21 protein-coding genes, 1 tRNA gene and 1 pseudogene are annotated in these 21,025 nt (G+C 32.5%); 4 read left to right on the top strand and 19 right to left on the bottom strand.

Features of this window, described 5'->3' with window-relative positions; genetic code table 11:
* Window positions 1–18: 18 nt before the first annotated feature.
* The 3 genes from EHV10_RS00880 to EHV10_RS00890 form a co-directional block, all read right to left on the bottom strand.
* Complete coding sequence (locus tag EHV10_RS00880) at window positions 19–387, bottom strand: VOC family protein (RefSeq protein WP_128672995.1); 369 nt, start codon at window positions 385–387, stop codon at window positions 19–21.
* 56 nt (window positions 388–443) lie between these two features.
* Entirely contained in the window at window positions 444–1,727 is a 1,284-nt protein-coding gene (gene serS, locus EHV10_RS00885) for a serine--tRNA ligase (RefSeq protein WP_128672996.1), read from the bottom strand.
* Between the two features lie 101 nt (window positions 1,728–1,828).
* Window positions 1,829–2,044, bottom strand: a complete 216-nt coding sequence (locus tag EHV10_RS00890; RefSeq protein WP_243116029.1) for a hypothetical protein — start codon at window positions 2,042–2,044, stop codon at window positions 1,829–1,831.
* 150 nt (window positions 2,045–2,194) lie between these two features.
* On the opposite strand from EHV10_RS00890, the gene EHV10_RS00895 reads away from it, so the two are divergent.
* Entirely contained in the window at window positions 2,195–3,520 is a 1,326-nt protein-coding gene (locus tag EHV10_RS00895; protein WP_128672997.1) for an IS1380 family transposase, read from the top strand.
* Window positions 3,521–3,636: 116 nt separating this feature from the next.
* Here the strand turns inward: EHV10_RS00895 and EHV10_RS00900 are convergent, their stop codons facing one another.
* Window positions 3,637–5,250 (bottom strand): zinc ribbon domain-containing protein, encoded by a 1,614-nt coding sequence (locus EHV10_RS00900; RefSeq protein ID WP_243116030.1) that lies wholly within the window; start codon window positions 5,248–5,250, stop codon window positions 3,637–3,639.
* A gap of 197 nt (window positions 5,251–5,447) precedes the next feature.
* On the opposite strand from EHV10_RS00900, the gene EHV10_RS00905 reads away from it, so the two are divergent.
* Window positions 5,448–5,537, top strand: a tRNA-Ser gene (locus EHV10_RS00905).
* 200 nt (window positions 5,538–5,737) lie between these two features.
* Here EHV10_RS00905 and EHV10_RS00910 read toward each other — a convergent pair.
* The 4 genes from EHV10_RS00910 to EHV10_RS15295 all read right to left on the bottom strand — a co-directional run bounded on the left by EHV10_RS00910 (window position 5,738) and on the right by EHV10_RS15295 (window position 7,990).
* Window positions 5,738–6,523, bottom strand: a complete 786-nt coding sequence (locus EHV10_RS00910) for a DUF6973 domain-containing protein (protein ID WP_128672998.1) — start codon at window positions 6,521–6,523, stop codon at window positions 5,738–5,740.
* 18 nt (window positions 6,524–6,541) lie between these two features.
* Window positions 6,542–6,994, bottom strand: coding sequence for a hypothetical protein (locus EHV10_RS00915; RefSeq protein WP_128672999.1), 453 nt, complete (start codon window positions 6,992–6,994; stop codon window positions 6,542–6,544).
* A 691-nt stretch (window positions 6,995–7,685) separates the two neighbouring features.
* Complete coding sequence (locus tag EHV10_RS15480) at window positions 7,686–7,853, bottom strand: accessory gene regulator B family protein (RefSeq protein WP_128673570.1); 168 nt, start codon at window positions 7,851–7,853, stop codon at window positions 7,686–7,688.
* Window positions 7,847–7,990, bottom strand: coding sequence for a cyclic lactone autoinducer peptide (locus EHV10_RS15295; RefSeq protein WP_128673000.1), 144 nt, complete (start codon window positions 7,988–7,990; stop codon window positions 7,847–7,849). Before EHV10_RS15295 ends, EHV10_RS15480 begins: the two co-directional genes overlap by 7 nt.
* A 434-nt stretch (window positions 7,991–8,424) precedes the next feature.
* Here EHV10_RS15295 and EHV10_RS15595 point away from each other — a divergent pair.
* Window positions 8,425–9,918, top strand: a pseudogene (locus EHV10_RS15595) (transposase).
* A 178-nt stretch (window positions 9,919–10,096) separates the two neighbouring features.
* On the opposite strand, the gene EHV10_RS00935 reads toward EHV10_RS15595, so the two are convergent.
* The 11 genes from EHV10_RS00935 to EHV10_RS00985 form a co-directional block, all read right to left on the bottom strand.
* Complete coding sequence (locus EHV10_RS00935) at window positions 10,097–10,879, bottom strand: hypothetical protein (protein WP_128673001.1); 783 nt, start codon at window positions 10,877–10,879, stop codon at window positions 10,097–10,099.
* Complete coding sequence (locus EHV10_RS00940) at window positions 10,869–11,426, bottom strand: hypothetical protein (protein WP_128673002.1); 558 nt, start codon at window positions 11,424–11,426, stop codon at window positions 10,869–10,871. Before EHV10_RS00940 ends, EHV10_RS00935 begins: the two co-directional genes overlap by 11 nt.
* Before the next feature lie 151 nt (window positions 11,427–11,577).
* Window positions 11,578–12,291 carry a hypothetical protein gene (locus tag EHV10_RS00945; RefSeq protein WP_128673003.1) on the bottom strand — a complete coding sequence of 238 codons (714 nt, stop codon included), beginning with the start codon at window positions 12,289–12,291 and terminating at the stop codon, window positions 11,578–11,580.
* A 196-nt stretch (window positions 12,292–12,487) separates the two neighbouring features.
* Entirely contained in the window at window positions 12,488–13,054 is a 567-nt protein-coding gene (locus EHV10_RS00950) for an accessory gene regulator ArgB-like protein (RefSeq protein ID WP_128673004.1), read from the bottom strand.
* Window positions 13,055–13,057: 3 nt separating this feature from the next.
* Window positions 13,058–13,204 carry a cyclic lactone autoinducer peptide gene (locus tag EHV10_RS15305; protein WP_128673005.1) on the bottom strand — a complete coding sequence of 49 codons (147 nt, stop codon included), beginning with the start codon at window positions 13,202–13,204 and terminating at the stop codon, window positions 13,058–13,060.
* Between the two features lie 218 nt (window positions 13,205–13,422).
* Window positions 13,423–14,370, bottom strand: coding sequence for a sensor histidine kinase (locus EHV10_RS00960; RefSeq protein WP_243116032.1), 948 nt, complete (start codon window positions 14,368–14,370; stop codon window positions 13,423–13,425).
* Between the two features lie 329 nt (window positions 14,371–14,699).
* Complete coding sequence (locus tag EHV10_RS00965; RefSeq protein ID WP_128673007.1) at window positions 14,700–15,422, bottom strand: LytR/AlgR family response regulator transcription factor; 723 nt, start codon at window positions 15,420–15,422, stop codon at window positions 14,700–14,702.
* A 261-nt stretch (window positions 15,423–15,683) separates the two neighbouring features.
* On the bottom strand, window positions 15,684–16,988 hold the full coding sequence (locus EHV10_RS00970) for a DUF6688 domain-containing protein (protein ID WP_128673008.1): 1,305 nt from the start codon (window positions 16,986–16,988) through the stop codon (window positions 15,684–15,686).
* 46 nt (window positions 16,989–17,034) lie between these two features.
* Entirely contained in the window at window positions 17,035–18,126 is a 1,092-nt protein-coding gene (gene mnmA / locus EHV10_RS00975) for a tRNA 2-thiouridine(34) synthase MnmA (protein WP_128673009.1), read from the bottom strand.
* A 69-nt stretch (window positions 18,127–18,195) separates the two neighbouring features.
* Window positions 18,196–18,678, bottom strand: coding sequence for a hypothetical protein (locus tag EHV10_RS00980; protein ID WP_128673010.1), 483 nt, complete (start codon window positions 18,676–18,678; stop codon window positions 18,196–18,198).
* The gene (locus tag EHV10_RS00985; RefSeq protein WP_128673011.1) at window positions 18,654–19,694 is read right to left on the bottom strand and encodes a hypothetical protein; all 1,041 of its coding nucleotides are present in this window, start codon (window positions 19,692–19,694) and stop codon (window positions 18,654–18,656) included. The genes EHV10_RS00980 and EHV10_RS00985 overlap by 25 nt, the downstream gene beginning before the upstream one ends.
* A gap of 184 nt (window positions 19,695–19,878) precedes the next feature.
* Here EHV10_RS00985 and EHV10_RS00990 point away from each other — a divergent pair, with 184 nt between their 5' ends.
* On the top strand, window positions 19,879–21,012 hold the full coding sequence (locus EHV10_RS00990) for a cysteine desulfurase family protein (RefSeq protein ID WP_128673012.1): 1,134 nt from the start codon (window positions 19,879–19,881) through the stop codon (window positions 21,010–21,012).
* The last annotated feature ends 13 nt before the right edge of the window (window positions 21,013–21,025 follow it).

A 21,025-nucleotide genomic window follows, 5' to 3' on the forward strand; every position in this document is an offset into this window, starting at 1 on the left:
CTCTAAATCTGTAAAGTTTTATTTTTTAGGTACTATCTCTATCCAATATCCGTCCGGATCGCTTATAAAATATATTCCCATGCCCGGATTCTCATAGCATATTACGCCAAGCTTTTCATGTAATGCATGAGCCGATTCCATATCATCTGTTTCAAGTGCAAGATGATACTCAAGCTCTCCCAAATTATATGGCTCTTTTCTGTCTCTTAAATAAGTAAGCTCAAGCTGAAATCCTGTTTCCTTATCTCCAAGATAAACCAAGGTAAATGACCCGTCAGCTGCTTCCTTTGTTCTCACAGGCTCAAGACCAAGTGCCTCCTTATAAAACTTTAAACTTCTCTCTAAATCAAGTACATTAAAATTAAAATGTGCAAATGAAAAATTCATCTTTTATCCCTTTCATTACAATATACACCCTGTATATTCTACAGGGTGTAATATTTTTAACCTTTTATAACTTCTTTTCCACCCATATAAGGTCTGAGTGCCACCGGTATTCTTATGCTTCCGTCTTCATTGAGATTGTTCTCAAGGAATGCGATAAGCATACGAGGTGGTGCAACAACTGTATTATTGAGTGTATGTGCAAAATATTTATTTCCGTTTTCGTCTTTTACTCTGATTCTAAGCCTTCTACTCTGTGCATCTCCAAGATTTGAGCAGCTTCCTACCTCAAAGTACTTCTTCTGTCTTGGTGACCATGCCTCTACGTCACATGATTTCACCTTAAGATCCGCAAGATCTCCTGAACAACACTCAAGTGTTCTTACAGGAACATCAAGAGATCTGAAAAGATCTACAGTATTCTGCCATAATTTATCATACCACATCTTTGACTCTTCAGGCTTGCAGACAACTATCATTTCCTGTTTCTCAAACTGGTGTATACGATAAACACCTCTCTCCTCAATACCATGTGCTCCCTTTTCTTTTCTGAAGCATGGTGAATAAGATGTAAGTGTATATGGCAACTTAGCCTCATCATTTAATGTATCAATAAACTTTCCGATCATAGAGTGCTCACTTGTACCGATAAGATAAAGGTCTTCTCCCTCAATCTTGTACATCATTGCATCCATCTCGGCAAAGCTCATTACACCTGTAACCACTTCCGATCTGATCATGAAAGGAGGTACACAGTATGTAAATCCTCTCTCAATCATAAAATCTCTTGCATAAGATATTACAGCTGAATGAAGTCTGGCAATATCTCCCATAAGATAGTAGAATCCGTTTCCCGCAACCTTTCTTGCGCTGTCAAGATCTATACCGTTAAGTTTTTCCATGATATCTGTATGATAAGGTATTTCAAACTCAGGTACAAAAGGCTCACCGAATTTCTCAATTTCCACGTTCTCACTGTCATCCTTACCTATAGGTACACTCGGATCAATGATATTTGGAATGGTCATCATGATCTTCTTTACTTTTTCTTCAAGTTCAGCCTCAAGCGGCTCCAAACCTGCCAATGTCTCACCGATACTTGCTACAGATGCCTTTACCTGTTCTGCTTCTTCCTTTTTGCCCTGTGCCATCAAAGCACCGATCTCTTTTGAAATCTTGTTTCTCTTTGATCTGAGCTCATCAGCCTCGGCCTTTGTCTTTCTAAGCTTCTCGTCAAGTTCTATAACTTCATCAACCATTGGAAGTTTAAAATCCTGAAATTTGTTTTTTATATTCTGTCTTACAATATCCGGATTTTCTCTTAAAAATTTAATATCAATCATGGCTTCCCCTTTTTCTCTATATCTAAATATTTAGACGATATCTTTTGATATCTTACATAGAGAAAAGTATACATCAAATGAGCTTTTATGTCTATTCCAACTTACTCTCCAAACTGTTTTAAACTGTCGCTGACTTGGTACTCGTATAACTTTGTACGGTTGCTTATTATTTTATTGTACATCTCATTGCCGTCTATAAAACCTCTTGTAGTATCGTAGGTATTTGGAAGAGTTGTGTAGTTAAGGAAAACACCTGTATTATTGGCTGCGGTAAAATCATTATCACTTAATTTCATTATATAGCCTAGATTATTCATTGTTAACTCCATGAAAGTGGCTGAAAGCCACATAATTACTATATTTTAACAAAATATTGCTTTCACTTATTAAGTGAAGAAAAAAAGAGCGTCCATTTGTGGTAAAATTAAGGTGCTTAAACTCAAAAAAAATACACAAAGGAGCCCTTTATGAGTATTGTAAACACCTTATCACTTGAAAGCAATAGAAAAATTAAAATTAATTTCGATGGAGGAGATTTATCCTCTGATGCAGGCTTACTTCTTATAAAAGAATTCGTAAGTAAACTTGGCATTGATAAACTTTTCAGTCAATCATTTAAGACCAATGATTCTGCATTATTCCGTTATCACACTGATAAAGAAAATCTTCTTCAGATGATATATATGATCATTGCAGGTTATTTTGAAGATGACGCTTCAGATGAACTTACAAATGATCCTGTGTTTAAAGCAGTGCTAAATAAAGACACTTTAGCATCACAACCAACCATTTCAAGATTTCATAATCGAATGGATGAGGATTCGCTGAATCAGTTCCTTTCAATAAATCAAATTCTTCGAAAGAAAGTTTATAGCATTCAGATGCCGGAAGCTATCATTTTAGATTTGGACTCAACACTCCTTAATGCCTATGGCAAACAGGAAGGTAGAGCATTTAACTTCCACTATCAAAGTAACGGTTACCATCCACTTGTTTGCTATGATGGAATCACAGGAGATTTGATTAAAATTCAGCTTCGCGATGGGACTAAGTATTCAAGCACAGGAGTTGTGGAATTTCTTCAGCCTATACTTGATGAATATCTTGAAGATTTTCCGGAAATTAAACTTCTCCTTCGTGGAGATAGTGGCTTTGCAACACCCGGTTTATATAAACAGTGTGAAGAAAACGGCACCGGCTATGTAATTCGTTTGAAAGAGAATGCTATACTTCGTGATAAAGCATCATATCTTGTAGATGAACTTGATGAAATCACAAAAAACAACAAAGTAGATTATGCTGTAGTTTATGGTGAATTCATGTATCAGGCAGGTCCTTGGCCTTATGAAAGACGTGTTGTCTGTAAAGTTGAAAAACCTGAAAACCAAATTACTTACATGTATACATTCATTGTTACAAACATGGAATCATCCCCTGAATATCTTATCAAGTTCTATTGCAAAAGAGGCTTGATGGAAAACTTCATAAAGGAAAGTAAAACAGGTTTTGACTTTGCTTCTGTCAGCAGTCATACAAGAATTGTAAATGCCAACAGGCTTCAAATACATGCACTTGCTTATAACATATTTAATTGGTTTAGACGATTGGCGTTATCTGCAAATATGAGAAAACAACGCATTGATACTGTCCGTCTAAAACTGCTAAAGATTGCTGCAAAAGTAATTCGTTCAGCAAGGTATATAACATTCAAGCTGTGTAGCAGTTGCCCATATAAGGATGAGTTCTATGATACTCTATCAAATATCAGCAAGCTATGTATACAGCTTGAATAACAACTAATAATGAACCTTGACAGCTTGATAACTACTTGTAAACTCTACCTAGGGGAAGTCTGCCCATTTTTAGGTGTATCAAGTCAGTTATAGCGTCATGGATTAGGTTTAAAGATTTATAGCACGGTAATTAACTTAAATATCGTACCGTGAATAATGCAGGTATAGGTATATTCTACCGGATAATAAATTGTGGTAGTAGGAAATTTACCGCTTGCGTCCGACAAATTAGCCTTAAACACTACAAAGTATATATTTGTACCGTTAAACTGACGCTTGTCATCTGAGGTATACTGTAAATACTCTCCGGCAAATTCAATATCGCTTACCTGCATGTTCGGCTTATAATCTTTTGCAATATAGGCGTCCAAAGTTACTCTTGCCTCATCCTGCAATGCTTTTCTGTATTCGTCAGTCATATCTTCAAGTTTGTGTACATACGACTGCTCCTTGAACTTTTCAAAACCGTCTCCGGCCTCTATGACTGTATTCTTATAGTTGTTGTTATAAAGCTCACTTGGGAACTTAAATCCCTTTGTATCGCTGTTATCTCCGACTCCATAGGATTTGCCGACCAACTCCGGACCTGTCTTATAGCTTATTTTATCACTAAGCATTAAGGTCCTAAATGCCACAGGATAGTACATCTTAGTAGTCACATATTTATGTTCCACACTTGTAAGTACTCTGCTGTAAATAATGTATAACACATTGTATCCGTCCACATTTGTTTTGAAAAGATAGCCTTCATACTTTAAATCTGAAAGTGTAGTACCCTCACCGTATGCACTGTCTGTGTATTCTTTTATAACCTCTGTTGCTTTACCATTTGCTTCTTTTATGAAATCTTCCGGAAACTCACTGTATTTTGTTACATAAGTTTCAAGTCCCGATACTGTGTAACTTTCGCTCATTTTCTCAGGTACTCTTCCATATCTTGTTGCCAAGAAGCTGATTTCATCTTCATTAAGATCAAGACTTATTGTCACAACATCATCGTTTTTTAGGTTATCATGTTTATCAATTTTAAACTTGCCTTTATGTATTATATCGTCACCGCTATAGGTAAACTTAGCTTCTCCCTCCGGTGCAATCCCTGAAAACTCCACCTTTATATCTTTAAAAGGATCAAACTTACCAAGTTCATATAAGTTTGAGATTGAATATTCTCCATTCTTATACTTTAACTTATAATTTATACCCTTGGCTTTTTCATCATCCACTATCCAGGTATACTTAACCTTTTCTCCATTGCTTAACTTTTCAGTCTTTTCAAGTTCTACTCCCGATACGGCATCATGAAGTACATACACCGGTTCAAAAGCATAGGTCAAAACACCATACTCTTTTTTACCCTTACTGCTGTACTTTATCTTTTTAGCATAGTCCTTTTCAAGCTTTTCCCAATCAATATTTATACTTGCTTGGCCATAGCCGTCATATCCACTAGACTCAAAAGTGATATATTTGTTTAAATCAATAACTTTACTTGAATTCATAGCCAAAACAGCTATCAGAATAATAAGAAATGCAGCCATAGCACCTGCTATACCGAAGATAAGATTTTTCGGTAACTTTTTTTGACTGCCGGGGGTACTACCGGTATTAGATGTCTTTGTTCCGGTATCATTTTGATTCTGCTTCATGTTCACGTCTTCCATGGTAACTCCACAACTCTCACAAACCTTTGCTCCGTCGATGTTCATAGAACCACATTTTTTACACTGCATGCCTAACCCTCCCGAAATATTTTATTGTTGCCAATACCTTAACATAAATTGTATTGTTTTTCAATCTATTTTATTGTTATATGACAATAAAATATTTATTTAAATGTGAGTTTCTTCTATATTAAATGTAATTATTGTGTTTTTCTTAATCATTATTAAGGTTGATTTAATTCGTATTTTTTTGTATACTAAAGCATGGAGGTGTATCGAAGTGGTCATAACGAGCCTGACTCGAAATCAGGTTGTCACTTTTTTGTGGCACGAGAGTTCGAATCTCTTCGCCTCCGTGAAATGAACTGTAGTAGTATCAGTTTTAATAAAGGAGATGTGAAAAAACTCAATCGAGTTTTTTCACATCTCCTAAAAATTAGGTTGTAATGTTACAAAAACACTTGACCACAACAAAGTATATAGCACTGTTTTATATACAAGACCTTAATGAACACTTAAAACAATTTTAGTATTATAAAATATGATTATAATAAATCTAATGTAACCAATAAAGACCGGTAGAAGCATTATTTGTCATAATCCCCTGTACCCTTTGTGCAAAAACCTCATCTTTAGTAAATAAATCATTCCATTTAACTAAATTTCTACCTTTTTTATTGTTATGTAAATCCATTTTCTTATGTGCAACTTTACTATACCCATCTGACTCATTTCCAGAAGTATTCCTGTCTTCATGTGCAGTTGCATATGCCGCAGCCCAGCCTTTATTTATTCGTGCAGTCATTAAAGCATTCCAGTATGCATGTCTAAAAGCGTCTGTTTTATCCCCTAAACCATTATATCCATATAACTCTGCCGTTTTTGCAGATGCATTGTCTGCCAATTCTTTAGTTTTTGCAGCACTTACAGGGTCAGTTGCTATTAATATTTTTTCAGATAAGGTAAGTTCAGTCCATGACTCATACCACCCTGCTGGTTGTGCTGCATTACAATACATATCATCATATTCTTTTAAGATTTGCTCCGGCGATAAATCAGGATTGCTATCTTTTATTTCCTTTATTTTATCAACAAAGTCATCATAATCTGCTGGAAAGCCAAGTGCATCAATATCTTCAATAACTGAATATGAATCGACAACTTGTGATGATTGGTACTCTGTACTTGTGTTTTCTTCATAAGCATAAATATTATTAGTTATTGGGATTGCAATCATAAAACAACTTAAAGCCGTTACCATAATTTTGCTGATATTTTTCATATAATCATTATTCCTTTCAATATTAATTTTAAAATTATTATCTAACAAAATATTTATCATAGATAAAATTTGCTTTGTCTATAATCTACTTTCTCCATGATATACTTCTTCTGCATTATCACTATCGACATCAACTATTACTTTATCAACATTCTCCTTAAAATTAGGGATATTAACAAATATTTCTGAAGATACTTCATCATCGCTGTAAACTGGAATAGCCTTTAAATTAATTTTTAATATACTGTTCTCATATGTTATCACATTTACTTTGAGCTTTGAATAAAAGATAATATCTCCATAAGTTCGATAATAAAAATTGTAATTATCACTATTATTTATAATATAATACCTATTATCAATAAGTTGCTTAATATCTACTTCAAATTCATTTTGTTCATAATACAAAATAGAACCATTATTTTGTGTTTTTTCACAACCTGATAAATATAAAGCACTTAACAACAAAATTAAAAATAAACTATTCTTATAGAATATCATAATTATACCCACTAATCCTAAATTATTCATAGCATAGCTATGTCTGCGGCTGAAAGCCACATAATTACTGCATTTACAAAACTTTCTTAATTTCACCTAAAAAATGAATAGAAAAATGACCTCTTTACTACTCCATAAAACTATTTTATGTTATTAAAACAAATCCATCTCTCTTTAAATTGCAGCTAAATGCTCAGATTTAAACACAACTTAAATATATCTCCATTTTTATACCTCATAGGATTCATACTTTTCATACAAAACCTATTTACAAATAAATTTTGAGTCATATTTTACTTTCTTATTCTCATTGTAAGAATGATTCAATCTGTATTTGACAACTACAAACATTAGCATACTGAATATACATACATCCCTTTCTGCACTAAACCAATATAGCTTCCGGAATACTATAAAAATAGATTCTATAAATGCACTGATTAATAATATTAATAACAGTCTTCTTTTATATGTACTAATTTCTACTTTATCCAGTGCCTTGTTTACATGTCCTATTAGTGCATACTTAATAAAAACCACAAATTAAACAAACAATAATATAGTCATTAACTTTATACTATATGTCTGCGCAATTACTAGATATAATGCAACAATAGTACTAACTAATGAAATCAGATAGTAGAATACAGGACTATCCTAATGATATCTACCAGATTTTTTTCTTACTAAAATAGTAAAATCTACAAAAACTGTACTTTCATTACTTTACCAAACAAAAGCCAATAAAAATTATTGTAATTATATTTAATAAAGCTCTTATCATTTGTGTTAATCCAAATACATAAATTTCCTTATCATCTTCCAGAAAAATATTATTTTCGATCACATATTGTATGATTTTTTTGATAGCCTTTCCATAACTTAAAATTTACGCAACTTTTTCACTTTGTCAGGTAACTCAGTCTGATGATAAATAAAAGCACACGCTGAATTTGCATTAAAAAGTGCAAATACAAATGAGCATAGAGCAATGCCTTTACTTATTAGCAATAAATACTTTTTCATAGTTAAATCCTCCTCCTTTCAATATTCTTTTAATAAGTTACGCTTTGGATTATACTAAATAATGATGTACTGTGCGAAAAATGTAATGGACTGTATGGTTATTTGTAATGAAATGTATTTTTTATAAAAATAATAATCCCCATACTATAAATATTTTTATTTACACAAAAAGCATTAATATACCGCAAATATCTCCATCCAAATAATGCATCAATGTGAATAAAATGTCTTTCTATGAAATAGTTGGGCTGTATGTTGATATAAATATTGAAGGGAAGTAAATTCATAAAAATTCAAAGTTTAAAAAGTTACTATGTACCATGATATTCATATATTTATTAATAGGAAAAAGGGGCTGTGAAATAAGTCCCTAAAAGAAATAGGACCATTCGTTCATGCGAAAGGTCCTATTTTTGTGGTAAAATTAACTTACGATGAAAACTTTACACAATAATTATTGTAATTCAAAACAAGGATATTTACCACTGTTTCTTTCAGATTGTTTGAATTTGCTGGATCCTGTTTTAATATTTGACAGATTTATGGGAGGAATAGATTTAAACAAGTATCTGACGGATATTCCGGAGTACACAACCGGACGACTCAGATATAATCCTGTCAACATGCTAAAAACAGTACTTTTCGGATTTATGACTAGCGGTTACTGCTCTCTGAGATAACTGGAAGACAACTGCAAAGTTAATATCAGGTTCATGTATCTCATGGATCACCGGACTCCATCATACAGAACCTTTGGATATTTCATCAATGAAATACTTCAAGATAAGATCGAAAACATTTTTAACAACATCAATCATGCTATCTTTAACGAGGAGCATGTGGATCTGCAACATCTCTACATCGACGGCTCCAAGTTTGAAGCAAATGCAAACAAGTATACCTGGGTATGGAAGAAGGCTACCGAAAAGTTCCGTTACAAGCTTTACGAAAAAATCACTACGGAGATTGAAGAAATTAATGCAGAAATCGCATGGAGTGGGGTGCAGATTACAACAAACACAGAGTATGTACCGGATTATCTGAATGAAATCGTTGAGCAGCTGGTACTTTTATGGGATCTGGATACAAGTACATTTGTTTACGGAAGCGGGAAGCGTAAATCCAAAGAACAGCGTCATTATGAACACTTGACTACTTTCTGTCAGAAACTTCAAGAATACATACAAAAAATTGAAATCTGTGGTCCTAACCGAAACAGTTATTCTAAAACAGATAACTCAGCTACCTTTATGCGTATCAAAACGGATTACATGGGCAATGATCAGCTTCTGCCGGCATATAATGTACAGATTGGTGTAGCAGATGAATATATTGCAGTTGTTGACGTGAACCAGTATCGTTCGGATATGGATTGTTTCGTTCCTTTGATGGAGCACTTCAAACAAACTTATGGATTCTACCCCAAATATCCTGTGGCAGATGCCGGATATGGCTCATACAACAATTATATTTTCTGTGAACAGAACAGAATTGAAAAGTATATGAAATTTCCAATGTTTAAAAAAGAAACTAAGGATAAGAAATATCATGAAGATCCATTTCGTGCAGTTAACTTCAAAATTGATGAGCAAGGATTCATGAGATGTCCTAACGATAAAGCATTCCATTTTTTATGCAAAAAAATGTAAGAAGACAGATAAGAATCGAACCGTTAGGATCAATCAGGAACTAACTTCTATGCATCAGGAAGTAATCGAAAATCTAGAAAGTATCCATGGTGCGTTATTACGAATGAACCGTTCGATACAAGCAGAAGGCACTTTCGGAATTATGAAAAATGACCGTTGGTACAAGAGAATTGTCCGAAGAGGTATTCATTCAGTCAAACTGGAAGTTTTACTCGTGGCGATAGGCCATAATTTATATAAATATCAGAAAAAAAGATGAGAAACAGAACTGCCGCATAGATTCAAAAAGAATTTCTATGGGGTAGGGGAACTGCGCTTTTTTTGCGTATGATTTCAGTCATTTATACACATTAAATATAAAAAGGGAGATGCGAAAAAACTCAATCGAGTTTTTTCACATCCCCTTTATTTTGCTAATTAAACATTTTATACTCATACCTATATCTTAGCCTTGTGATTATTTAAGTAAAATATTCTGAAAAGTATAATTATCCTTACCTCCAATTTTAACAGTTATAATATCCTTTTTCCCAAAATCTTTCCCGGGGAAAATAAGTGTCATACCTTCATCCGTAAACATTGTATTGGCAACCGTTTCTTTTCCTGTATCATCATCTACCAGAATAAAAGCTTCGTGAAAAGCATTCTTATCATTGGGGTTTGATAGATATAAAACTATAGAATTTGGGTAAATCTCACTTTTATCAATTTTTGCAGTATAAATATCATAGCTGATATCATAATTTAAAGTAATTGTTTTTGGAGAAACCTTGGTTGGTGAGTATAAATATTCATATCCGTCAAAAATTATGCTAATCGGAAAATTTTCCTCCAATGTATTCAATTCCATCACAAGATTTCCATCTTCAAAATTATATGCAACCAAATTTTGTACTGAAATATCCAGCTGATGATCTTCTCCTTCAATTTTAATTATCTTCCCATTAGTAGTGTCCTTTTTTCTAAATGTAAGATAATGCATCGGTGTCATGTCTATGTCTGAAATAAGTTCAAGACAAACTCCATCCTTTATTATTCCTTGAGATAAATTATTATCCACGCTGACAGGAACATTATCGATATTAGCCTCTCCGGTACTTTCATTTTCTTTTTCAACTATAGACATCTCTACAGAACTCATACTGCTTGAATCCTGTTTAACATTTACACCGCAACCGACAAGTACAGCTGTTATTACAACTAAGCTTACTATATACTTTTTTATAATTTTAATACGCATCTACATAACCATTTGCCGCAAAGTTGGCTTTACGTCCTCCACTTATTTTAAAATAGAATTGATCATTTTCAGATATTTTTCTTTCTGAATGAAATTCTAAATCCTTATTTGTAGGTACATTGTAAGACTGTACATATGTTGAAGTGGAACTTGTTCCCTTTCTTTTATAAATAGTTATTGAATAGCTACTTACATTTGAGTAACTTGGTTTATATGCATATAAGCAAAATCTTCCATTATGGCCGGTAAAATAATAACTTGAGTACAGTGTATTACCATTTATTGCAGCAGACCAGGTGTATTGATTATCATACAAATACCATTCTTTAGTAGGTCTGTTGGATCCATATGGAACAATTTCGATATCTGATATATATCCCTCATCGACAAGATAAGGATTATTTTTGTCATCTATATTTATTTTTATAACATTTTCTTCATCGCTTATACTAACTTTCTCATCTATGTTTTTAGCTGCATATGATGTCATTATTCCTACACATGCTAATGCTATTGTCAAAAATATACCAACTATTCTCTTTTTCATAAATAACTCCTTTCTTATAACCGAAATTTGTGGTTTTATGTGCACAAGCTCTATATACTACTATGAATAAGTTTTAATCGTATAATTTTATACTTCTTTTAATCTGTCATTTTTATATTTAAGATAATTGTTAAAAAAAGTATATTTTATTCTATGGAGATACAGATCCCCTTAGTACCACTCTAGATTTTATACGAATATCTTTACCCATTTTAGGTACTATTCTATATAAGTCACCTGTTCCTACTGCTTTAGCTCTTTTTTGGTTATCGCTAATTGAACAACTTAGTTTAGTTGCAGACCATTCATAATTATCCGGTATATTTTCTTCTTCCAAATCTGCCGAGGCAGACGAAATATATCGTCTTTTATTTTCTATTTCCACATCATAATTGATAATTAGATTGATTTTACCATTTCCTACATTCCTTCTTGCTACAATTTTACTTTTTGAAGAAGTAACCCCTAAATTAAACATATTTTTTTCGAGAATTGGGTAATCATCGTCTTCTTCGTTTAATGATCTATAAAATTCTTCTTCTGAAACTTCTGTAAACCCCAATACATATATTTCATCAGGTTCTTCTACTAAAGCACTTATATAATTATAAAACTCTTCTGGGTTCATATTGGCACAAGCTTCATCTTCTGGTATAAATTTATCACGTTTCATGGAATCAGTTACCTCAACTCCCAAAGCTTCAATCTTTTCCCAGTATTCATCCTCTGTTAGAACCTCTCCATTAACTATAAAATCATTATTATTTGTATTAGTTATCGAAGCTTGTGTAGAACTCATGCAAAATAACAATGACAGTGAAATTACACTACATATAGCAACACCCTTTAATATATTATTAAACATACATTTCTCCTTATACATTTTTTATTAAATATATACATCAAACACAGCATATCTAAATTTCTTGACATAGGACCATGCATTGCATTAAGTACAACTAATCTTATAACTATAATATATCTCCATTTTTGTATCTCATTGGATTTAATTTTTTCATGTTCATACATATCCTCCTTTACTTACATTTTAATAACTGCCACTAATCAAATAATTTTATCTGTACTAATATAATCATAAATGCACTCATTCCAAATGCAAAGCTACCTGCATACAAAAGATATATTAAATTTGATATAGTAAATATAGACATCAAACACAATAATCCAAAAACAATTTTTAATAGTCTCCTTCTATATATCTTACTCTCAATATCTTCCAATATTTTATTTTTATGTCCCACCGGTGCATAAATTAAAAATATAACCGTTGACAAAATAACAAGAATCCCACTGACATATACATTCCATATCTGAAGCTTTATACTTATCAAAAGTAATATTATGGTTGAAGTAGAAATCAGATAACATATAACCGGGTTATCCGAATGAAAACCGCCTGAGTAACTCCTTATGAACAAAGAAAAACACACAAATATAACACTAACTGCCAACATATTAAACCAAAGTCCTATAAGAATTAGTGTAACAGTATTTAATAAAACTCTTAACATTAACACAAGTCCAAATAAATATATCTCTTTATCATCCTCTGATATAACTTTATTCCTGAGCATATAACCTACTAATTTTTCAGATATGTTTTCCATACGCTAGAACTTACGCAATTTTTTTACTTTGTCTGGCAGCTCTGGTTGATGATATATAAAGACACATGAAGAATTTGCATTAAATGTAGCAAATAAAAAGGCCCCTATAGCTACTACTTTACTTAACATAAATAAATATTTTTTTAACATTCTTTATTCCTCCATTAAAAAATATAACTAAGTCTTATTTCTATAAATATTATATACAATAATTTCTTTATGTGCGAAAAATGTAATAAGTTGTATGGTTAATTGTAATAAAATGTCATAAAAAAAGTGTGACAAGTAGATCACATCACGTATAATCTACCCAACACACTTTTTTTAATCTAATTCCCAAATCTACAAAATCAAAACCTATTTTTATTCTATCGGCAATATAAAACAGCTTCCACTATAAATACCCCTTTATCACAGGTGATTTGCAGAACTCCGTCATACTTGCTTAATACCTCTTTTACACTTTCCAGCCCTAAACCATGCCCTTTCTTATCTTTTTTTGTTGTTAAGAAATTTCCTCGAACTAAATTTACATTAAGATATGAATTTTCTATTCGCAATATAAGCCTACCTTTTGTATAATTTAGATTTAAATGCAACTTCGATTCTTCACCACGTTCATTAACTTTCTTTATAGCTCTTAAAGCATTGTCCAAAAGATTTCCAAGTATTACAGTAATATCCATATCTGATATATCAAGTTTCTCCGGAATACATACGTCCACACTGATATCGGTATTTGCTACTCCCTTCAATTTGTAATTAATCATACTGTCAACGATTATATTACCCGAATTACATAGCTTTTCCTCAATGTCTATATTTGACAATATACAGTTAAAATAGTCCTTAAATGAATCAATATCGCCTTTTTCATACAATGACTTGAGTGCAAACAAATGGTTTTTTATATCATGTCTGATTAAGGACATCTTTGCATTATCAGCTTGTATAATTCTTAATTGTTGCAGATATGATGAGTTCTGTTTTTGTAAAATAATTTTTTTGTTTTTTTCCTGTAACATTGTTAATGTATAATTATATAGTTGAAAACTTACCAAATTAATTATAATAAGCGCCGATACAACAAATAATATTTGTTTATGTTCTGTAACATTGGCAATATTTAAAAACATAATAATGACAAACAGACTTGCAATAGGTATACTGATAATTCCGGTCCAATATCCTATTGAAATATTTTTATATTTTATCAGATTATTTTTCTTACCGGATAATATCAGTGATACAATATATACTACAGCTCTAACACATATAATAAGATATATCGAATGTAATTCCTGTGCTTTAAACACAAATATCTTTCTATGATCGAACAGAGACATAAATATAATTTCAACAGCAAAAATAATCAAATACACATATATTGTTGCCGTTATTCTGCTCTTAATTGTCCCATCATAATTAAATGTCAGTGCAAAAATGCTTATTATATGGAAAAACAGCATTAACAAAGGTATTGGTAGAAAAATAAAAACCAAAGAGCTTAACACAAAATATAAACTGTAAGATATGAACTCTATTTTTTTATTTATATCTTGTCTTTCAAAAAAAATACTTATAAGTTTAAATATTGAAATAACTCCCAGTGTGTTTGTAATCACAAATACACTATGCACCAATCTCATTTCAACTGTCCTTTCCTTTCAAATACCAGCTGTAGCTCTCTTATCTCTTTTCTCTTATTTCTGCTTATTGGGATTATACTTCCATCCGTCATTATCAATTCCTCGAATTTAAAACAAGTAATAAACTCATAATTTACAAAATAACTCCTATTTGGATGAATGAAAAACTTTGGTAAAACTTCTTCCAAACTTTTAATATTGCCGTAAAAATTATAGTTATTCTTTGTACCGAACAAAAAAATCTCTCTTCCTTTACTTTCAAAATATAAAATGTCCTTATATGGGACTTTTACAGTTTTTCTGAAACTTTTAAATTCAAAATTCTTATTTTCCTTTTCAGATATTTTCATAGCTAATTGAATATCAGCAAAAACCTTTTTACTGTCTATAGGCTTTTTTAAAAAGTGAAGCGGTTGCACATCAAATAACTGTCTATCATATATATCCTTCGATGATATATATATAATTTTTGTTATATAATCTTCCATTTGTTCACGAATAATATGTCCTACCTCTACCCCGTTTATCTCCCCAAGTTCAATATCTAAAAAGATCAAATCATATGGGCTCTCTTCTATATTTTCTAATAATGCTTCTCCGCTATAAAATGTATCTATGATTATATCTCCACATATTAAACTATCCTTCATGTCTATAATCATTGTCTTTAGCTCTCTACACACGTCCTCTACATCATCACAAATGGCAATTTTAAACATAGTATATTCCTCGCATATTAGTTAACATTATATAAACATATCGTTGAACAAATATATTATATCAAATATTTATAAGCATAGGCAATATACCCATATTTTTTTGTCGTAATATTATCTAAATTATATAAGTAATTGCATATTTAGTTGTATTTTTATTTTTCTACAAAAATCATCATGTTAGTAAATAAAAAATATCCTGTAAAAGTTACTTAGTTAAAAAACTTGTACTTTACAGGATACTTTTATTTTGTACTGAAGAAATTACAATAATTTTCCACTTACAGTACATTTAATATTAATCGTTTTCCCCATATACTGGGTCGCTATTCTATTCTCCGGATGTACATCGCTCATATATATTACCGCTAAGAATATCCATTCCAAAGGCTTCATCAAAATATATATAATATCTGCAATCCATTTGCTCTTTATAAGTCTTGCGATAGGGAAGCCGTAGCGATCATATATTCCTCTGACAAGTTTGTGGAAGCGTGGAGTTTTTTCCTCTAGGATCTGTTCAAAGGCATTTGCTATACAGAGCTGTCTGTTTACTATAACCTCGTGACCGTGACGGATTCCTTTTCTTACAGGCTTTACAACTTTTCTGTGTCCGCCTGCCGCTACGGTGCAAAGGTAATGCTCATCATATTCTATATTTTGAGGTGCTTCCTTTAGTGACAATGTCCAATCTGCAGTTTCGGTCCATGCCTTTATAACAGAATCCGGTGCCTGACCGAAAAGCAGTAATATTCCTATTATTATTCCAAGTAAAGGGAACATAAAGACGATTGCATATATAGGCCAAAGTTTTGAGTTTGACAGTATTTTATCTGCAAAATTTAAAAACTGATTTCTTTGTATTTTTGCTCTTTCCATTTCATATTCCTGCCATTCATGAACCTTTGAAATTACAGTTCTTGCAACAATGCAGATAATACAAATAGGGTAAACAAGCAGATACAAATCAAGCAAATTGTCACCCGATAAATCACCTTTAAAAACCTGTACTGTAAAAACAATAACTTCAATTACCCAAAGATACATTGCAGACATTGAAATAATCGCCATCAAAGGCGGTATTTTCTTTAATGGCCTGACTCTCAGATAAAAGTACCCTGCAATACCGATTGTAAAAATAAAAATAATTGTGGGTGCCGCTTCGGAAAAAATCGGTGTGTGCATTTCCAGATTTTTTAGCTGTACGCTCCAGTCGGAACCTGTAACATATTTTCCTTCTGTAAGGTACAAAAATTCCAATATCAATCCATACCATATAGCTACCTGATCAAATTTTATAAAAGGTTTTAAAAGCTTCTTATTTGCCTCCAGATACAAAAGTAAAATATGATACCCCGTCAGTACTATCGGATACACAAATATTAAAGATACAAATAAACTCCAAATAATTGATTCCTGTGAAAATTCGGGTAAACTAAGCCTACCCAAACCGTAACCATATGGTCTTAAAGACTCAGCCAACTGATACATTACAAAAATTATCAGTGCTATTATGTAGCTTATACCCATGCTTGATATTAACGAAATTCTAAAAAGATATTTTTTCATATATCTATAACCTTTCTGTTATTACAGCCTATATAGTACCTTGCAATTAATCGCATCTTCCTATAATTGTTCCGCCTCCAAGTACGAGTCCGCTCTCATCATAAAGTACAACAGCCTGTCCCGGTGTGATTGCTCTTACCTTTTCATCAAAGTCGATCCTTATCCTGTCTTCTCCGAGTACCTTAATTGTGCAGTGTTCACCCTTATGTGAATATCTTATCTTTCCTATAGCTCTCATGCCGTCATAAAACTTCTCAACCGCCATGGCATTGAGATTGTCGGCTTCCAGACTGTATCCGAAAACATCATCATTTTCGCCTATTACAACTTCATTTGTCTCAGGTCTTATCTCGGTAACAAAGATAGGATGTCCAAGCGCTATACCAAGTCCTTTTCTCTGTCCGATTGTATAGTGAAGTATTCCCTTATGCTTTCCAAGAATCTCTCCGTCAGCTGTCACAAAGTTTCCCTCAGGCATCTTTTTTCCTATTTCACTTTCTACAAATGAGGCATAGTCATTGTCTGAAACAAAGCAAATCTCCTGACTGTCGGGCTTATTTGCCACTCTGAGATTGAACTTTTTTGCAATCTCTCTTATCTCATCCTTTTCATAATCTCCCACCGGCATCAATGTTCTTGAAAGCTGCTCCTGTGTTAGATTATAAAGTGCATAGGTCTGATCCTTGGCACTTGTTTTTGATGTTCTTAGTGCATATCTTCCGTTTTCAAGCTTTTCTATTCTTGCATAATGCCCTGTAGCAATATAATCCGCCCCAAGCATCATACTTCTCTCTAAAAGAGATTCCCATTTTACATATCTGTTGCAGGCTATACATGGATTAGGTGTCCTTGCCTGCACATATTCATTTACAAAATAATCTATTACCTTATCTTTAAATTCGTCTCTGAAATTCATTACATAATAAGGTATGCCGATATCTCTTGCCACCCTTCTGGCATCATCCACCGCTGAAAGTCCGCAACAACCTCCGCTGCCTGACATATCCTCTTCATCTTCACTTTGCCATATCTGCATAGTCACACCTGTGACATCATATCCGGCTTCTTTTAAAAGATAGGCTGCCACTGAAGAGTCCACTCCACCCGACATACCTACCACTACTTTTTTCTTTTCCATATATTCTCCATTTTTTAGAATTCCATGACAGACAGTATATCATATACTTAATTGATTTGTATTAATATACTATAAAGTTTTCGGATCAAGACAATGCCAAATCTCTGACCATATTTCTTTTTCATATATCCTGTCAATATCTTCTTTTGTATATAAGTGATCTGCTGCGCCGGCGAAAATATCATCCGGAAACAGTTTAAAATACTCATGTAAAAAATTCAAATACATAAAAGCTCTGTCTCCGTACCCTTCAATATATATATATCTATAGTAGTCTGTCTTTTGTCCGGAAGAATCTTCTACCGTACAGTAATACGAATACTTCCTTTTTATTATATCAATATACATAACTGCCCATGAAGAAGCGTCATCCAAATACCATCTTCCATCATCATCGTAACCGGGTTTATTTATGGAAAACGTATAATAATCACCATAATCACTCAAAAATTCATTGGTAAATCCTCGCGACATCAGTATGTTTACAATATCTTTTATATCTCTACAGCAATTATCACCTTTTCTTCTTAAAATTTGTACATCTCCTGCCATTCTACCGACTTAAAATTGCTCCTCTCTCTTTCTTTAAATATCCATTTTTCATTTTTATCCTTATTATTAAATATTTCATCAATCTGTGCTTTTGTAAAGAAACAACCGTTATCAATATAGAAAATATCTTCCGGAAACTTATTTAAATAGTTATGTACTATTTCAAGCACCTGCATCTCTTTTCCGATAAGATCTGTAATCCTAAAATACGTTTCAAAGCTCATCTGCATTATTTCATCTGTAGGGATATCTATCATCTGAGTGTTACAGTATATTTCAATCACCTTGTCATCGTCATAATAAAAATAATCGTCTCTATTAAATTTTGTATATAATATATTATAACTGTCTCTTTTAACGATAACTGTATTCCTTCTCATTGTTCCCAATATTTGTGCCATTCTGTAAGGAATACCCTGCTTTGATTGAAGTCTTTTTCCGATTATTCTTCCCTCATATCTAAGCTCGACACCTTCTGTAATATTTTTAGAGTACAATGTCTTTAGCATACCTTTAGTAAAAGCCCCGATTGTCGTAAGACATATATTTATATAATAATCCATACTTCCTATACTGTATGGTGATTTATAAATCCAATTCTTATCAGGCTTTCCGTTATAAATACTGTCTATCATCGCTTTATTATAGTATCTTCCATTGTCCACATAAAATATATCATTTGGATTCTCCTCTAAATATCTGTGCAACAATTCAAGAATAATCAGTTCTTTCCCATATATATTTGAAAAACGATAATATGTCTCAAGCCCCAGTTCCTTTGCTCTTTCGGTCGGTATTTCAAGATTCCTTTCATAGCTGTACACCTCTATCATATGCTCCGCATCATTAAAGAACAAAATATCATTCTCCTCTTTCATATATGATATACTGTACACATATTTATCAAAGGAAAATTTCATACTGTAGCCCATATCTATAAGAATAATATATACCGTATATGCTGTCTGTATCTTATTAACACCGACTTTCCCCAGTATTCTACCTTCAAATCTCATAATCACCTCTATATCATTGCTCTAGAATCGGTATATCACCTCTTCTTAAATTATAGGATTTTTATACAATACTCATATTATACTTGTCAATTCAAATTCAATCATTTACTATTTTATTGTTAATATTATTTATACTGTATGGCAGAAACACTCTGCCATACCTTTAATAAAGAACAGGAGTACTATGATATATATGGACAACGCCTCTACCACTGTGGTAGATAAGGAGGCTTTTGATATAGCAAAAAAATATTTGTTTGAAAACTATGCAAATCCTTCATCAAGCTATTCTATGGCAAATGATGTAAAGGCCGATATGGAAGATGCCAGAGAGATGATAGCAGATATCCTCGGTGCAAGATATAATGAGATTTATTTCACCTCAGGCGGCAGTGAATCAAATAACTGGGCAATTCTAAAGTCCTGTGAACTTACGGAAAATAAGGGAAAGCATATCATCAGTTCAAAGATTGAGCATCACTCTGTACTGCATACGCTCTCTTACCTTGAAAAAAAAGGATATGAAGTCACTTATCTAAGTACTGATGAAAAAGGGCTTATTGATATAAATGAGCTTAGGTCAGCTATAAGAGAAGATACAGTCCTTATAAGCATAATGTTTGCAAACAATGAAATAGGCACTATAGAGCCTATTAAAGAAATCGGAAAGCTTGCCCATGAGCACAATATCTTATTCCACACCGATGCTGTACAGGCTGTAGGACACCTTCCTATTGATGTAAATGAGCTGAATATTGATTTACTCAGTGCAAGCGGACATAAATTCCACTCACCGAAGGGTGTCGGATTCTTATATATACGAAGCGGTATTAAGCTTACATCTTTAATACATGGCGGCAGTCAGGAAAGAAATCGCAGAGCGGGTACACAAAACACCTTCGGTATAATCGCAATGGCAAATGCTTTGAAAAATTCCTATGAAACTTTGGATAAAGACAGTTTATATGTAAAATCTCTAAGAGATAAGTTATTTTCTTTGATACTTGAAAATATAGAAGGCTCTCATATAAATGGGGATATAAATAACAGACTTTTTAACAATATAAATATCTACTTTGAAAATATAAGCGGTGAACTGCTCCTGATTTTATTAAATCAAAACGGTGTATGTGCATCTCTTGGCTCAGCATGTACCACCGGCAGTATAGACCCTTCTCATGTAATTATGGCAATTTCAAATGATAAAAAAAGAGCCTCATCCTCCTTGCGACTTACATTAAGCAAGTACAATACGGAAGATGAGGTCAATAAAGCCTTTGAAATATTAAAAAAATGTATAGAAAAGCTTAGGATCTAGATTTTAAATGTAT

This window comes from Lachnoanaerobaculum gingivalis, from assembly GCF_003862475.1.
Classification (GTDB): Bacteria; Bacillota; Clostridia; order Lachnospirales; family Lachnospiraceae; genus Lachnoanaerobaculum; species Lachnoanaerobaculum gingivalis.

Excerpts from the sequence above, each read along its gene's own strand:
- EHV10_RS00880 (WP_128672995.1), bottom strand. The coding sequence starts at position 387 with ATGAATTTTTCATTTGCACATTTTAATTTTAATGTACTTGATTTAGAG.
- serS (WP_128672996.1), bottom strand. The coding sequence starts at position 1,727 with ATGATTGATATTAAATTTTTAAGAGAAAATCCGGATATTGTAAGACAG.
- EHV10_RS00890 (WP_243116029.1), bottom strand. The coding sequence starts at position 2,044 with ATGAATAATCTAGGCTATATAATGAAATTAAGTGATAATGATTTTACC.
- EHV10_RS00895 (WP_128672997.1), top strand. The coding sequence starts at position 2,195 with ATGAGTATTGTAAACACCTTATCACTTGAAAGCAATAGAAAAATTAAA.
- EHV10_RS00900 (WP_243116030.1), bottom strand. The coding sequence starts at position 5,250 with ATGCAGTGTAAAAAATGTGGTTCTATGAACATCGACGGAGCAAAGGTT.
- EHV10_RS00910 (WP_128672998.1), bottom strand. The coding sequence starts at position 6,523 with ATGATAAATATTTTGTTAGATAATAATTTTAAAATTAATATTGAAAGG.
- EHV10_RS00915 (WP_128672999.1), bottom strand. The coding sequence starts at position 6,994 with ATGAATAATTTAGGATTAGTGGGTATAATTATGATATTCTATAAGAAT.
- EHV10_RS15295 (WP_128673000.1), bottom strand. The coding sequence starts at position 7,990 with ATGAAAAAGTATTTATTGCTAATAAGTAAAGGCATTGCTCTATGCTCA.
- EHV10_RS00935 (WP_128673001.1), bottom strand. The coding sequence starts at position 10,879 with ATGCGTATTAAAATTATAAAAAAGTATATAGTAAGCTTAGTTGTAATA.
- EHV10_RS00940 (WP_128673002.1), bottom strand. The coding sequence starts at position 11,426 with ATGAAAAAGAGAATAGTTGGTATATTTTTGACAATAGCATTAGCATGT.
- EHV10_RS00945 (WP_128673003.1), bottom strand. The coding sequence starts at position 12,291 with ATGTTTAATAATATATTAAAGGGTGTTGCTATATGTAGTGTAATTTCA.
- EHV10_RS00950 (WP_128673004.1), bottom strand. The coding sequence starts at position 13,054 with ATGGAAAACATATCTGAAAAATTAGTAGGTTATATGCTCAGGAATAAA.
- EHV10_RS15305 (WP_128673005.1), bottom strand. The coding sequence starts at position 13,204 with ATGTTAAAAAAATATTTATTTATGTTAAGTAAAGTAGTAGCTATAGGG.
- EHV10_RS00965 (WP_128673007.1), bottom strand. The coding sequence starts at position 15,422 with ATGTTTAAAATTGCCATTTGTGATGATGTAGAGGACGTGTGTAGAGAG.
- EHV10_RS00970 (WP_128673008.1), bottom strand. The coding sequence starts at position 16,988 with ATGAAAAAATATCTTTTTAGAATTTCGTTAATATCAAGCATGGGTATA.
- mnmA (WP_128673009.1), bottom strand. The coding sequence starts at position 18,126 with ATGGAAAAGAAAAAAGTAGTGGTAGGTATGTCGGGTGGAGTGGACTCT.
- EHV10_RS00980 (WP_128673010.1), bottom strand. The coding sequence starts at position 18,678 with ATGGCAGGAGATGTACAAATTTTAAGAAGAAAAGGTGATAATTGCTGT.
- EHV10_RS00985 (WP_128673011.1), bottom strand. The coding sequence starts at position 19,694 with ATGAGATTTGAAGGTAGAATACTGGGGAAAGTCGGTGTTAATAAGATA.
- EHV10_RS00990 (WP_128673012.1), top strand. The coding sequence starts at position 19,879 with ATGATATATATGGACAACGCCTCTACCACTGTGGTAGATAAGGAGGCT.